General features: G+C 52.4%; 12 protein-coding genes. 5 read left to right on the top strand and 7 right to left on the bottom strand.

The features are described 5' to 3' along the window. Positions 1-21 precede the first annotated feature (21 nt). On the top strand, positions 22-666 hold the full coding sequence (locus ACQ76X_RS23595) for a TVP38/TMEM64 family protein (RefSeq protein WP_438496179.1): 645 nt from the start codon (positions 22-24) through the stop codon (positions 664-666). On the opposite strand, the gene ACQ76X_RS23590 is transcribed toward ACQ76X_RS23595, so the two are convergent. The 7 genes from ACQ76X_RS23590 to ACQ76X_RS23560 form a co-directional block, all read right to left on the bottom strand. Further along, positions 652-2,163, bottom strand: a complete 1,512-nt coding sequence (locus ACQ76X_RS23590) for an aminotransferase class V-fold PLP-dependent enzyme (RefSeq protein WP_438496178.1) — start codon at positions 2,161-2,163, stop codon at positions 652-654. The genes ACQ76X_RS23595 and ACQ76X_RS23590 overlap by 15 nt on opposite strands. A gap of 175 nt (positions 2,164-2,338) precedes the next feature. Then, positions 2,339-2,815: a DsrE/DsrF/DrsH-like family protein gene (locus ACQ76X_RS23585; protein WP_038597634.1), complete on the bottom strand. Its 477-nt coding sequence runs from the start codon at positions 2,813-2,815 to the stop codon at positions 2,339-2,341. A gap of 286 nt (positions 2,816-3,101) precedes the next feature. Further along, positions 3,102-4,382 carry a glycoside hydrolase family 27 protein gene (locus tag ACQ76X_RS23580; protein WP_438496177.1) on the bottom strand — a complete coding sequence of 427 codons (1,281 nt, stop codon included), beginning with the start codon at positions 4,380-4,382 and terminating at the stop codon, positions 3,102-3,104. A gap of 142 nt (positions 4,383-4,524) precedes the next feature. After that, the gene (locus ACQ76X_RS23575) at positions 4,525-5,409 is read right to left on the bottom strand and encodes a helix-turn-helix domain-containing protein (protein ID WP_438496176.1); all 885 of its coding nucleotides are present in this window, start codon (positions 5,407-5,409) and stop codon (positions 4,525-4,527) included. A gap of 100 nt (positions 5,410-5,509) precedes the next feature. Further along, positions 5,510-7,651, bottom strand: a complete 2,142-nt coding sequence (locus tag ACQ76X_RS23570) for a bifunctional diguanylate cyclase/phosphodiesterase (RefSeq protein WP_438496175.1) — start codon at positions 7,649-7,651, stop codon at positions 5,510-5,512. Positions 7,652-7,910: 259 nt separating this feature from the next. Next, on the bottom strand, positions 7,911-8,531 hold the full coding sequence (locus ACQ76X_RS23565; protein ID WP_038597625.1) for an acetate uptake transporter: 621 nt from the start codon (positions 8,529-8,531) through the stop codon (positions 7,911-7,913). Positions 8,532-8,654: 123 nt separating this feature from the next. Continuing rightward, positions 8,655-11,012: an EAL domain-containing protein gene (locus tag ACQ76X_RS23560; RefSeq protein WP_438496174.1), complete on the bottom strand. Its 2,358-nt coding sequence runs from the start codon at positions 11,010-11,012 to the stop codon at positions 8,655-8,657. Between the two features lie 172 nt (positions 11,013-11,184). Between ACQ76X_RS23560 and ACQ76X_RS23555 the strand changes: the two genes are divergently transcribed. The 4 genes from ACQ76X_RS23555 to ACQ76X_RS23540 all read left to right on the top strand — a co-directional run bounded on the left by ACQ76X_RS23555 (position 11,185) and on the right by ACQ76X_RS23540 (position 14,998). Then, complete coding sequence (locus tag ACQ76X_RS23555) at positions 11,185-12,102, top strand: prenyltransferase (RefSeq protein WP_341119216.1); 918 nt, start codon at positions 11,185-11,187, stop codon at positions 12,100-12,102. Between the two features lie 40 nt (positions 12,103-12,142). After that, positions 12,143-12,916, top strand: coding sequence for a DUF6081 family protein (locus ACQ76X_RS23550; RefSeq protein ID WP_076109713.1), 774 nt, complete (start codon positions 12,143-12,145; stop codon positions 12,914-12,916). A 33-nt stretch (positions 12,917-12,949) separates the two neighbouring features. After that, positions 12,950-13,909, top strand: a complete 960-nt coding sequence (locus ACQ76X_RS23545) for a 1,4-dihydroxy-2-naphthoate polyprenyltransferase (RefSeq protein ID WP_340896150.1) — start codon at positions 12,950-12,952, stop codon at positions 13,907-13,909. A 96-nt stretch (positions 13,910-14,005) separates the two neighbouring features. Continuing rightward, complete coding sequence (locus tag ACQ76X_RS23540) at positions 14,006-14,998, top strand: Gfo/Idh/MocA family protein (protein ID WP_438496173.1); 993 nt, start codon at positions 14,006-14,008, stop codon at positions 14,996-14,998. Positions 14,999-15,114: the final 116 nt, after the last annotated feature.

The following is a 15,114-nucleotide window of genomic DNA, read 5'->3' as shown; positions in this document are numbered from 1 at the left end:
GGATGAGGAGTGCGGGAGGGTATGTACTTTCTGGATACGGTATCATGGCTGACAGAGGAACGTCTGCGGCTGTTGCTGGAGCAGTACCGCTCGCTCGGGCCGCTGCCCGGGATCGGGCTGACTTTTATGAAATCTTTTGTACCGCCGCTGCCTACGATTGCGATTGTGGGATTAAACGGTGCGGTTTATGGCTTATGGCTCGGATTCCTGTATTCCTGGATCGGGCTGGTTGCCGGTTGTGTGACCACGTTTATGATTATCCGCAAAATTGCATCCCACCGCTATCTGCGGAAGTGGGCGCAGCGGCCAAAAGTAGCGAGAAGCATGACATGGGTCCGCCAGAGCGGGTTCAGTTATGTCTTTCTGCTCAGTATATTTCCGGTAGGGCCTTTTGTGGTCATCAATATGGCAGCCGGGCTTGCCGGCATGCGCCTGCGGTCTTATCTGCTTGCTTTGTGTGCTGGCAAAGCCATCATGGTGTTTGCAGTTTCCTATATCGGAAATGACTTGGATCGGTTTATCCGCAATCCGTGGGAGATCATCTATGTGCTGCTGTTCATCGGTATTTCCCTATGGTGCGTCAAGGCCATAGAGGCCCGGTTTGCCCGGGCGGCGCGGGGACAGGAGAAGCCGCTTGCCGCGGGGAATTCTTCACACCACGAATAGTCCGCTGATGTCAGCATCGGTCTCATGGTTTCCGCTGAGATGAACCCAGCTGTTTGTAGAGGCGTTATAGCGGTAATCCTGTCTCCATTCCTCTATATGGCGGACAATGCTCTGCACTGCAGAGATGATCGTTTGGACTTCACGGTCTGTCATGATGGGGTGCAGCGAAAGGCGGATCCAACCCGGCTTCAAAGACTGGTCTCCGGCCTGAATCGCCTGAATGAAATGCTGGGAGAGCTTGGCGTCAAGTCCAAGCAGATAATGTCCGTAGGGGCCGGCGCAGGAGCAGCCTCCGCGGGCCTGAATGCCAAAACGGTCATTCAGCAGCTTGACGGCCAGATTATAATGGATGTCCTTCAAGATAAAGGATACGATGCCGTGGCGTTTGGTATGCTCACCCGCCAGGATGTAACATCCGGGGATTCCGGCAAGCCCGGTCAGAAGCTGGCGGCACAGTTCCTGTTCCCTCCGCATCATGAACTGTCCGTTGCCATTCATCTTCTCCTTCAGTTTCAGGCAGAGCGCTGTGCGAAAGGCCTGCAGGAACCCCGGTGTTCCACCGTCCTCGCGGACCTCCACTTCATCTATGTAGCGGCGTCCGCCCCAGGGATTGACCCAGACCACCGTGCCGCCGCCGGGCTCATCCGGGAGCTGGCCCCTGCAAAGCGCGGCATCGAATACCAGCACCCCGCTTGAACCGGGGCCTCCAAGGAATTTATGGGGAGAGAAGAAGATGGCATCGAGCTTCTCCAGCGGGGAGGCAGGATGCATGTCGATCTCTTCATAAGCCGCGCTGGCGGCAAAATCGACAAAACAGAGGCCTCCGTGCCGGTGCATCACCGCAGCGAGCTTGTGGTACGGGGTCTGTATGCCGGTTACGTTGGAGCAGGCGGTAAAGGAGCCGATCTTGAAGCGGCGGTTCCGGTAGCGGATCAGCAGCTCCTCCAGTTCCCGGAGGTCCATGCTTCCATCCGCCCCGGCCGGTACGGTGACCACGTCGCCGATGCCCTCCTGCCAAGGCAGCAGGTTGGAATGATGCTCCATGTGGCTGATGAAGATAACCGGGCGTTCCTCTGGAAGACAGAGGTAATGATCCCGCATCCATTCCGGCAGCTTTAGGCCCATCAGCCGCAGCAGCTTGTTCACTGCTCCGGTTGTGCCGTTGCCGCAGAAGAGCAGGGCGTCTCCCGGCCCGGCATGAACATGCCGCTTAATGATGTTCTGCGCCTCGGCATAGGCCAGTGTTATAGTTAAACCGGTTGTATTGGACTCGGTATGCGGATTGCTGACATAGGGGCCGAACGTCTCCTGCATTTTGCGCTCAATCGGCTCATACAAGCGCCCGCTGGCGGTCCAGTCGGCATACAGCAGCGGCTGCCGTCCATAAGGTGTGGAGATAGAATGCCGGTTGCCGATGGTATGCTCGCGAAACGTTGCGAAATGCTCTTGCAGTGAAGCGGGCTCCTCCGCAGAAGAAGCGTGGTTGATGCTCAGCACAGACAATCCCTCCAGCCCGGTGATTTCTCGCAAGATACGGATCACGCCCTCTCACAAAGGACGCACGGCCGTTTCTTCTTGCTAATTAAGAGTGGGGTTATATTCCCAGGCTCAGTATATGCCCGGTGGAGGCAATGGGTTAAAGCCTATTGTCTGCATTCATTGAGGGGCTCCTCTAAATAAAGAGCTGCATATCGCTTTCCAGCGCATCCTTCAGATAGGTGGCCGCATCAATGATCTCCACCTCGGGCAGAAACTCCTCCGGCTTGAAGCCCATGATCTCTACGGACAGCTTGCAGGCGTAGAATTTAATGTTTTTTTTGCGGGCGCCCTTGAGAAAATGAATCAGCTTCGGCGCACCCTGATCCTCCATCATTTCCTCCAGCATCATCCGTCCAAGGCCGCTGAAGTTCATCCGCGAAAGCGGGAGGTGCTGTGGTCCCTTCGGTGTAATGACATCCATCAGCTTTTCATAAATTGTCTTATCCTCAAGTGTCATCTTCTCCGGGTCGCGGACCAGGAAAAGGCCCCAAAAGGCGAAAAACATTGTGACCTCAACCTCAATATCCCTTGCGGTATTGGCCAGAATCAACCCGGCCATCGCTTTGTCATATTCCCCGCTGAACATCAGCAGATTCATCTTTTTGCCCATCGCTGCATTCCTCCGTCACATCATAGAATGACCTTAGTATGGTTGCTGCGAGGAGAAGTATGCCTGCTGTCACAGGATGTTCCAAATGCCGCTAAGCGTGTGGGGGATTGACTCGAATGGATCTATTCTGTGACTGTCCTGCGAGGGGATGTGCTATGCCTGGTTGGATTTGTCGGCATATATTTGCAGCAAAACGGCAGGCCCGTTAATCCGGGTCTGCCGTAAGATGAATCACTTGGTTTATTCAACTGTTATTCCATCCTGCCTGTTATCACTGCAGCAAGAGTTACGCCAGACGATACAGCACTGTGCCATGCGGGGCAATCTCGCAAGCGAGCTGGTCTTGCACGGGGCCAACCTCCGCCCCGCTCCAAAGCTCCCTGGCAGTGACTGGTCTCTCAAGGCCCAGCTCCGCGAGAGTTACGCTGACCTTCTGGGTGTTTTCACCGGTATTAAACATCGCGGCATAGCGGCACCCGGAGTCTCCTTCCGCCGTCCAGACCACGCGGTCTCCTGCCCGGCTGATGAGGCCTGCACCGTTGCTGTTGCGGTGCATCTCCAGTACATCGGGGTTGGTCAGCAAGGAAAGGGTCCAAGCGTCGTTATCGCGAAGTTCGCCGCCGAAGAACAGGGGCGAGCGGAAGATGCTCCACAAGGTCATCATGGTGACCTGCTCATCAGGCGTGAAGCGAGTCCAGCGGTCAGCGCCGCCGCCGTCTACGGAGCGGATGCCGATATGGCCCAGCGGCAGCATGTCGCAATCCGGCCAGCTGCCGGCTTCGGCTTTGCCTGCCCACGCCTCACAGCGGTCAAACATATCCAGGAGCAGGTCCCAATGATCCCAGAAGTCATCGGTGATCCGCCACATATTGGCGTGTTGGCCGAGGAAATCTCCATAAGAAACCGGTGCCGGTCCCGGGGAGAGGCTTAGAACCATCGGGCGTCCGCAGTGCCGGATCGCATTCTGGATCAGCTCAATCTCGGGCTGGTGTGTATCGTACAGTCTGGACGCAGCAATATCATCCACCTTCACAAAGTCTACGCCCCATTCGGCATACAGCTCAAATAGGGAATTGTAGTACGCCTGGGCGCCTTCCTTGGCAGCATCAACCCCATACATATCGGTGTTCCAGGGGCAGATGGAGTTGGGGTGGGCGATGTCCCGGGCGGTCGCCGCTGAACCTTTGACCGGGGTGGCGGCATGCGCCGCCTGTCTTGGGATTCCGCGCATCAGATGAATGCCGAATTTAAGGCCCAGACTGTGTACATAATCAGACAAAGGGAGAAACCCCTTGCCGCCTTCTGCCGAGGGGAAACGGTTCACTGCCGGCATCAGCCGGGAATATTCGTCCATTTCCAGCGGAACAAAAGGACGGTACTGCGAAGAAATTGCCCCCGGCTCATACCACTGAATATCCACAACGACATATTCCCAGCCGAAGGACTTCAGGTTCGCCGCCATATATTCAGCATTTCCGCGGATTTCCTGTTCCGTAACTGCAGCTCCATAGCAATCCCAGCTGTTCCAGCCCATAGGCGGTGTCTTCGCATACTGTAAGTGGCTCATTATGATGATCTCGCTCCTTAAACCCCCGGATGAGGGTTGTAGAATAAATTTGCTCTAATAGATCCATCATAAAACACTTTCAAAACCTATTTCTACAATAAAATAGTTGTCTGGATAGCACAAAATTGCGCATAACGGGAATTTAGCTGAAGAACAAACGGTTATACTGAAGGCTGCCGTTTCCGGTGCGGAAATTGCCAGGTGTTTGTCCCGTCAGCTTGTGAAACACTTTGATGAAATAGCTTCCGGTGGAATATCCGACCTGAACCGCGATGGCCTCAATACTGTGGTCTGTTGTCCGCAGCAGGTCCACCGCCCGCTCGATGCGGATGCGGTTCAGGTATTCATTGGGTGTTACACCGACATATTTGCTGAATGTCCGCAGCAGATGAAATTTGGAAAGTCCGAGCTTCTCCGCAAGCTCTTCCTGGCCAATCATGGAGTTGTAATGGCCTTCGATAAAATTAACGGCATCCCTAACCGCCGCCGGCCATTCCGTTTCATGGCGTGGCCCGCTGGAGGACAGTCTGCCGAGCTCCATCATGAATTGATACAGCAGCGAGGAGGCAATGTAAGGATCGGTGATTTTTCCGCTATGGGCTTCCCGGGTAATATCCCGCAGCATGCGGATGGGCAGGCTTCCCGCGTCGATGACCGGAGCCGGACCGAGCTTGGCCTTGATCTCCTCCCAGAGGGGCTGTACCAGCTGCGGTCTGAAGAGCAGGAAATAAAACTCCCACGGCTGGGAACCGCCGGGATAATAATAGCTGTGGCTGCTGGGGATTTCCGCCAGAAATGCCCGTCCGGAGCTGATTTTGAAGCTCTCGTGTTCCGTGCTGAATCCCCCTGCGCCATCAACTGTATATTGGAAGAGTAACAGGGGCCCGTCACGGCGCTCCATTCCATTCCAGTGGTAAGAAGCATCACTCACAATCTCATGCCCGACTGCAAAGAGGTTGCAGAGCGGCAACTGCTCCGGCTCGCTAAAGCGGAAGCCATACACCCCTAAGGCCTTTTCATTTTTCACAGAATCCCACCTCCGGTAGTGCTTACTTATTATATATAGTACAGAAAAAGCTCCCCAAAGGGAGCCTGAGACATACGGTACAGTATCTTCCCGGGCAACGTCAGGAAGCAAGCTTGAAGATCTCATCCGCAGGAAGCGGAGGGAAATAAAGAAATCCCTGGATATAAGGGCAGTCATGCTTAATCAGGAACTGGGCCTGTTCAGGCGTCTCTACGCCTTCCGCAATCAGGTCATAACCAAGCTGGGAGGCGACATAAACAATTGACTTAATAATCGTCTCATCAATGGAGCTGACACCTATGCCGGTGATGAAGGTGCGGTCAATCTTGATCTTGTTGACAGGGAAATGCTTCAAATAGTTCAGTGAAGAATATTTGGTGCCAAAGTCGTCAATCGAAACGACAATCCCATGGTCGCGCATCTGCTGCAGCAGCGGATAATGCTCCTCCAGCAGGGCGGTGCTTTCCGTGATCTCGAATTCCAGCATATTTGTCTCCAGCCCATATTGCTCAAGCACGCCAAGCAGGTTATCTATCAGATTCCGGTTATAGAACCAGCTGTTGGAGATGTTGATGGATGTCCGCAGCAGCGGCATGCCCATCGTTCTCCATTCGCAGAGCTGGCGGCATACTTCCTGCAGCACCCAGTCGGTGAGCTGAATCATTAGCCCGGCGTCTTCCACAGCAGTGATGAAGGCTCCGGGCCCGATCAGCCCCTTCTCCGGATGATTCCAGCGGATCAAGGCCTCCATACCAACCAATTGGCCGGTCACGGCATTGATCTGCGGCTGATAATGGAGCACAAATTCTTCACGTTCCAGCGCGGAATGCAGGTACTTGGAGATCATCGTCTTCTGCTCAAGCTTCTCGCGCAGCTCCCAGTCGAACACAAAATAATTGCTGTCTTCCTGCGATTTCGCCTGATACATGGACATGTCGGCGAATTTCAGCAAATCCTCCTTGTGGAGGGAATGTTCCGGATAAAGAGAGATCCCTATGCTGGTCGATAGACTTAAATATGCCCCGGCAATCAGCAGTGTTTCCGAGATCAGCAGGCTGATATGCCCGGCAATTTCCGGGATCTGCTCCCGCGGCAAATTGGAGAAGATCATCACGAATTCATCGCCGCCGGTGCGCGCGAACAGCTTAAAGGGCAGACCGCTGTCCTTCAGCCGGCTGGCCAGTGTCTTGATGACCTGATCGCCCGTGGAGTGGCCGAGGGTATCATTGATCTCCTTAAACCGGTTCAGATCAAAAAAGAACAGCGTATAGGTCTGCGTAGGCTCGGCGCATTGCAGCAGCCGCCCGAATTCATCCATGAAGTAACGCCGGTTCGGAATTTCCGTCAAACTGTCGTAATGGGCAAGTTTTTCATACAGCCGTTTGGATATTCGTAGATCCCGGGTGCGGATACTGACCACACGCTCCAGTTCACGGTTGAACCGGGCCTGATGCCAGAAGATATACAGAATAAAGGCCATAACGAGCAGAAAGGAAATGTCGATCCACAGAACGCTGCGGAAGATCTCCCATTTCTTGTGCGAAGAAAAAGGGATTCCCATCAGCCAATGCTGATTTTTAATTTCAATGGGGACCGTGACCTGCTCTTCGTTCCCATGAGCTTGATTGCCAAACAAAAAGGTATGATCTTCATCAGTTACGTACATGGGGGAGTCTTTAAGCAGCAGCTGGTTCTCAATATCATCGATCTTCAGTGTGACGGAAACGATGCCGGAGAATGAGTTGCCGTTATAAATAGCTTGCCTGATCACCATGCCGGGGGCGCCCTGGGCAAGTATCCGGGGACCGTCCACCGTAATGCCCCGGGAAGTGATCGTTTCTTGAATCAAACCGGGCGAGGACAAGTTGGGATCGAGCAGGAGACTTTTATTAAGAATCGCTGTATTGCCTGAGAGAGGATAGAGATAACGGATGAGGCCGTCCGGAGCGATCATAATATTCATAATATTGCTTGAATTGTTATAAGCCTTCATTAAATATTGATTAATAAGCGCTGGTTCAGCATCAAAGCCGACCGTTTGAATAAAAGAACTAACACCTTTGACAATCGAAACCTTCTCTTCAATGTTCGATGATAACATGACTGCCTTTGAGGACAAGTCGGCTTTTTCAGCCCGGTATTCCCGGTTCACTGATAAGGAGTAATAATAGAACAGAGAGAGCTGCAGCGCGACTAAGAAGCCGAGGATGATCGTTAAAGGCTTTTTATTAAAGAAAGCCATGGAATGCCTCCGATACCCGAAATTCAACATTATATTTATAATTCATTAGAAGCTGTTCCAGCACCGCAGAAAAATGTCGAGATATGTCGTGGGTGTTTCTTTAGCATGTCATTTTTATCGCCTTTGTGCAAGGGAAAACCTAACAAGAACCCTATAAAATCCAAAACGGATAAATACGTTCCGCCTAAAGGCAGCCTGTATTTATCCGTTGCTCTAGAAATGAGTACATTATGAACTTTGTGCAAGTGAAGAGACGGGATTATTTCTTGAAAATACCCAGCGGTGCGCCGATTGGCAGGAACGTCCGGCCGAAATGAGCGTTGAGCACGGATGCGCCGCAGCCGTACAGTGATACGATACCAATGGCCAGTTCCGATACGGCAGCCAGCTTGTGGAAGAATTCCGCAGCCACTCCGAACGCATCAAAGGTCAAGCCGAGAAACAGGAAATCGATCAGTATAAAAATAACAAGCAGCACTCTATTGGCTTCCACAGCGCCGAGGGTCATGAACAGCGTGAAGACCAAATAACCCGCAAAAACAAAGCCGAGCTGCTTGGGATCAACGCCTTCCGCCAGAACCGTACCGAATACACCCAGCTTGATCAGCCAGCTTGCGGCCATACCGAACCAGAAGAACGCATAAGCGCCAAAAGCGGTCATCCCGAAGGTGTTGTTGTGCTTGGCATCTTGGATAGAAGCGAACAGCTGGGCGAAGGCTCCGAGGAATATAGCCCATGGAATACAGTAGCTGAGACCTGTTGTAATTTCGAGCTTTTGTGAAGAAGCGACCAAGGTGACGATAGCCAATCCGAACAAGCCGATGGCGCTGGGGTCGGCAGTGACGATTTTGACGGATTGTGTTTGCGGTTGCGCTGACATAGCAATTAAAGCCTCCAATTTTCATAAGTGTTCGCATAGGATCACAGCACCCGGAAATGGGTGCTGTGATCAGCTTGCCTATCATATCATATCGTTTTGAGCTTGCCTACAAAAAAAGAGTGCTCATTTACTGTGGTAAAGGAGATTATTTTGCGTTAAAAAGTCAGGGATCTCCTGGAATTTTACCGGCCTGCTTATATAGTAGCCCTGCAGCTCATCGCTGCCCAGGTGGCGCAGGATGTCGAACTGCTCTTTCAGCTCGATCCCTTCGGAGACTACCTGCAGTCCGAGGGTGTGGCTAAGCTCGATAATGGCCTTGATCAGCACGTCACCCTGCGGGCCCAGTGTCATCTCGGAAACAAAAGAACGGTCGATTTTGATTACATCAACGGGAAAACGCCGCAGGTAACTGAGGGAAGAGAAACCTGTGCCAAAGTCGTCCAGGGAAATGCGGAACCCATGTCCCCTAAGCTGTTGCAGCGAATGGAAAATGCTGTCGCCCGACACCAGCACGCTCTCCGTAATCTCCAGCTCCAGGCTTGAGCTGGGCAGCCCGTATTCATGAAGTAGCTCCAGCAGCAGCTCAGACAGTCCCGGCTGCATCAGCTGCATGGCGGAAATGTTGACCGCCACGGTCAGCTCCAGCCCATTCTGCCGGAAAGTACGCAGATCGGAGCAGACTTGCCGCAGCACCCAGCTCCCGATGTTTACAATAGAGCCGCTGGTTTCGGCGAGCGGGATAAACTCACCGGGAGAGATAAGGCCGTATGCAGGACTTGTCCAGCGCAGCAGCGCCTCCAGCTTCGAAACCTTCAGGTTGCCGGAGCTGAGGATCGGCTGATAATGGACTTCAAATTCATGATTAACGGCTGCGGACAGCAGCAGCTGGGAGAGTACTTTTTTGCGGCGGATACTTTCTTCAAGATCCTCAGAGTATTGAAAAATATTGTTGCGGCCTGTTTCTTTGACATGGAACATGGCCAGATCAGCCTGTTTGACCAGAAAGTCGGCGTCTTCACCGTTCTGCGGATAGATGCTGACGCCGATGCTGGCCGTATTATAGAGGAGATGTCCCTGTATGCGGTGGGGCAGCGATAGCGTCTCCCGTATGCGCAGCAGCTGCTCGGAAATGCTGTCTGAATCGGGGATGTCGGCGAGCAGGATCGTGAACTCATCGCCGCCCAGACGGGACACCACATCATAACGTCCGATAACTTGGGAAATCCGCAAAGCGATCTCTTTCAGCATGGCATCACCGAAGTCGTGGCCGAGTGTATCGTTTACGGTCTTGAAGTGATCCAGATCAATAAATACCAGCCCGATCTGTCTGCCGGTTCCCTTAATTGAAGCAATCGCTTCATTAAGCTTCGCGAAGAACAGCGAACGGTTGGGCAGCTGAGTCAGAGGGTCAAGCATCGCTTGCAGCTGCAGCTCTTCCTGCGCCTGTTCCAAGGAATCAATCATCCGGTTGAACTCATGCTCCACATCGCTGAATTCGTCTTTGCCGGAAGAGCCGATCCGGATGGATAAATCCTTGCTGTTGCCGATAGCCCGGATATTCCGGGTCAGCAAGGACATTCTTCCGAGGATAGAGCGATTGACGAAGAGGAGACTGGCCACACACATCAGCATAGTGACGGCAAAGAAACACCGCTGGAAGCTGGTGATCGACTGCAGGCCGCTTAAGTAAATCTGCCGCGGATGCTTGAGGGTGAGAACCACACCGGGGTTGCCGAACAGGTCATATATAGTTGTGTGAATGGACATCACGTTGTTCGAGGCAGGGCTCATCCAGATATTGCTGCTTTTGCTCTCCGCGAGTATGCCGGGGTTCACTGGAGTGATCTGGATGGTGGACGGTGTCTCGTTCCAGATTTGTGTGATCTGCTCCTGCAGCAGCATTCTGCCGGCTACAGCAGTTCCAATAACCGGTTTTGTTTTGTCGCTGTTCACAATAGGGGTGAAGGTGATCAGCATAGGCCCTTTATCCAGTAATACAATGCCGCTTGTGCTGTCCTCTGCGCCCGAAAATTCCGGCAGCCGTTGATGAATATCCCTGAATAAGGCGAGAATCTCCGTTGTTAGCGGAGTTATACTGCGGGAGTCCGGGTTGTAAGTGCCACCGTACAAGGGGGTGCCCGAAGGGTTCAGCAGGGCCATCATATCAAAATGGTTAATCTCATAAGTTGTCCGGCTATAGTTACTGCTTAGGTAGGCATCACTAATAGAATCTGCGGGGTCCGTGGATTCCGCAAACCGGTAGGTTTCATCCCAAACCGAATATTTGAGCAACTGGGTCTTCATACTCTGCAGCTCATTCTGATAAGAAGAGACGGCATTCTCCAGCTTGTACCGAAGTGCGGCTTCATCCAGCTTCTCGAAGCGGCCCAGCAGTATCAGGTGCAGGAGCAGATAAGTCAGCCCTAAGCCGAATAGGGCAACAACACAGATGAAGATCACTAATTTTTTGCGCAGCTTCATGTTGTTCCCCTTAGTATCTTTAGACTTGATAGGAAATAAGTACCATTAAAACCAGTGTACCATGATTAGGGAATATTTTGCAGCGCTTTTCTACCCTAGCTGTCGAAATTTGATGTATAATATATAAGCAATAATAATTATCACATTATAATAGAAGGGGACCAGCTTGGTTATGAACAAATGGATATTTTTTAAGAAAGCTACACGGTTTGGAACCATCCCAGTTATGCTCATACCGGTTGTCTTGGGAACTGTCGGGGCATATGTATGGGGAGGAGAGTTCCATCCGTTTTTGTTTGTTATAACGATCATCGGTGCAATATCTGCGCATCTGTTCTCCAACATGGTGAATGATTTATGGGACTTTCGCAACGGGACCGATATGGAGGCAAAAAATACACCGGGGATGATTTCCACAAACTCCGGTTTTTTGTCCGGAGGTCTGCTCTCGGAGACCGTTTTCGCAGTATTGACCTGGAGCTTGCTTGCAGTCGCCGTGCTTTGCGGCGCGGTGCTCAGTATTTATAGCGGCTGGGAGATTCTCTGGTTTGTAGCGGCAGGGGCACTTATCGCCTATTTCTATGTCGCTCCACCGCTGCGTTTTGGGTACCGGGGCAAGGGCTATAGTGAATTCGCCATTTTCGTTGCGTTTGGCATTATGCCTGTACTCGGCTCTTATTTCGTGCAGACCGGCGAATTCAGCCTGAAGCCGGTACTGCTTTCGGTTCCGGTTGGGCTTCTGACGACGCTGCTGCTGTTCAACCATCATTTTCTGCACTGGAAAGCGGACGAGCAGGCAGGCAAGCGTACGCTTGTTGTCGTCTGGGGAGAGCGCAAGTCGCTGATCTTCTCACGTGTGCTGCTTTATATTTCCTACGTTTCTCTGATCATCTGCGTGGGCTTTGGCGTGCTTCCGGTTTATGCGCTGCTCGCACTGCTCACTGCGATTGCCCCTGTGCATGTATACCGTGGCCTGCAGCCGCAAAATGCCTCACCAGCCTATCTGCCGCTGATGGGCGCCTCGCAGCAGGCCTCCGTGCGCTGCGGTGCAATTATGGCGGTAGCACTGCTGATTCAAGGCTTAATGTAAAAATTGCTGAAGATTAGATGATAGAAAGAGAGTGAACCCCATGGACAAGAATAAAACAAGCAGTGAAGATACACAGGCTGCACAGAATAACCCGGTCGTACTCGGAGACTTTCATACTATATTGTCGGAGGGCAAGGTCTGGAAGACCGGAGGGTTCACCTTGCCGGACGGCTCTTTCTGGGCATACCGTGAGCCGGAGGCTGTTGTGATTGTACGCAATGGCTACCTGTATGTGCGGGCCCAGCTGTCCCGCCAGAACAACCAGGTGCAGATTCTCGACAATGCCAAGCATATGTATTATTCGGCTCAGCCGGTCGAGGTGCCGGAGAGCGGAGAGATCAGCTTCGAGCTGCAGATTCGCGCCCGCACGCAGGGTACGGCACCCGGAGATCTGTATGACGGTTATGTTTCGCTGAATCTGCTTGATTTCACGACGGGGGCAGCGCTTGATTTCTTTGCCGGAAACGACAAATATGCCAGCGTCTACGGAGTTCTGCCTTTCCCGGGCGTGCAGGTTCCTGAAACCGGCGGCACAAAATACTTCTGCATTTTTAAGGAAGATACGGACTTCAAACCGCGTGAATTCAACACGTATAAGATTACCTATAACCGCGGGAACGATGAGGCTGTGTTCTATGTCAACGGCAAAGAGGTGCGGCGCGAGCAGCATGTGCCAATCAAATTCAACAGCTTCACTGTAGCGCTGGGCATTATGACCGAGAAAGACCTCACGCCCGAAGGCAGTGTGTCCGCCCATGGCCAGACAGTCATCGCCGAGTGGTCTCCGCTGACCATAACAACATCCGCACAATAACCGTGCTTATTTGACAGATGAGGGTGGATCGCCTTGAATGTAAAAAGTTTTCTGAGATTTGTAGAGCTGCCGACCAAGGTGGCTAGTGTTATCCCGTTTCTGCTTGGGTCATTGTATGCCCTGTACCGGTTTGAGGATTTTTATCTTCTGCGTTTTGCGCTCATGTTCGTGTCCCTGCTGAGCTTCGATATGGCGACAACGGCAATTAACAACTATTACGATTTCAAAAAAGCGGCCAAAACCCACGGCTACGGCTATGAGACCCATAATGCCATTGTTCATTACAAGCTCAAAGAAAGTACTGTGGTGGCGACGATTATCATCCTGCTGGTGCTGGCGGTCGGGGGCGGGATTGCGCTTGTCTCCCAGACCGGTCTGATCATATTTCTGCTCGGCGGATTATCCTTCCTGATCGGGATCTTGTATTCATTCGGGCCGATACCGATCTCGCGGATGCCGCTGGGTGAGCTGTTCTCCGGCCTGTTTATGGGCTTTGTCATCATCTTCATTTCGGCTTACATCCATTCCGAGCAGAGTGTTGTTACCCTGCTGTTCCGGGAAGGCTGGATTGATCTGCATATCAACTTTGTGGAGGTCCTGTATCTATTCTGGTTTTCGGTGCCGGCGATTCTGGGAATTGCCGGAATCATGCTGGCGAACAACATCTGCGACATTGAGGATGATATGGAGAACCGCAGGTATACACTGCCCGTCTACATCGGCCGCGGCAATGCGCTGCTGCTATTTAAGCTTCTCTACTATGTCTCCTTTCTGGATTTGATCGTGCTGCTGCTGCTTGGCGTCCATCCTGTTCTGGTTGTGCTGCTGCTGCTGACACTGATCCCGCTGCGCCGCAATATTGCCCTGTTTTATGAGAAGCAGGAGAAGGCGACGACCTTTATCCTGGCGGTCAAAAATTTCGTGCTGATGAGCATGGCTCGCGTTATTGTGCTTGGACTGGCCGTTGTGCTGGATATTTGGATCACCTCATAACATCATCCTACCTCTGTAAATAGAGATAAACCTTATTCTATGATATGGTGTCTATAGGTATAAATAGACAATCTAATACAAGGAAGGTGTACATCTATGGTGCAGAAACTTCGTTGGGGAATTATGGGATGTGCCCAGATTGCCACAAATTCCGTCATGCCGGCAATTCAGGAATCGGAATCCGGCATCATCGCAGCAGTAGCGAGCCGTGGACTGGAGAAAAGCAGTGCCGTGGCTGCCGAGTTTGGAATAGAGAAGGCCTACGGTAGTTATGAGGAGCTGCTTGCGGACCAGGAGATTGATGCGGTCTATATTCCGCTTCCGAATCATCTTCACCGGGAATGGGTCATCCGCGCTGCGGAAGCTGGCAAGCATGTGCTCTGTGAGAAGCCTATTGCGCTTAACAGTGCTGAGGCGGCAGAGATGGTAGATGCATGCCGGAAGGCCGGTGTTCATCTGGCTGAGGCCTACATGTACCGGCATCATCCGCGGATTGCCGAGCTGCAGGACATTATAGCCCGGGGAGAAATCGGTGAACTGCGTTCGATCCGCGGAACATTTACATATAATGATGCCGGGGATACGACAAATATCCGGTTTAAATCGGCTTGGGGCGGGGGCTCTTTGTACGATGTCGGTTGTTACCCGCTCAGCGCGGCGCGTATGCTGTTCGCTGCGGAGCCGGAAGCGGTAACGGTACAAGCGATTTTCTCCCCGGAGCATGATAATGTGGATATGATGGCTTCGGGTCTGGTTGAGTTTCCAGGCGGAGTAAGCCTGATCTTCGACTGCGGGATGTGGGCCTACAACCGCCAGCTGCTGGAAGTGCTCGGCACGGAAGGCCGGATTGAAATTCCGATGCCGTTCAATGCGAGATTTGAAGATGCGGAATTCATCCTGCATACGGGCGGCGAAGCGAAGGTGATCGAAGCCACCGGCGCAAATCCTTATGTCTGGCAGGCCGATAATTTTGCGGCAGCCGTTTCAGGGGCTAAGCCCAGAGTAGCTGCAGATGATCCGGTGCTGAATATGCGGCTGATTGAGACCTGCCTCGATTCTGCCCGCCGGCGGGAACGGATTCTGCTGTAAGATTTGTTGCACACACAAACGGCTGCGCTGTCCTGGTTCAAGGACGGCGCAGCCGTTTTTTTGGAAAGATAAGAATTTATATGTTTTGGGGTAAGCGAAGCTTACCCCTTATTTAG

The sequence above is a fragment of the Paenibacillus sp. IHBB 3054 genome (genome assembly GCF_051594305.1).
Classification (GTDB): domain Bacteria; phylum Bacillota; class Bacilli; order Paenibacillales; family Paenibacillaceae; genus Paenibacillus_AQ.
This window is presented reverse-complemented; position numbering and strand designations above follow the sequence as displayed.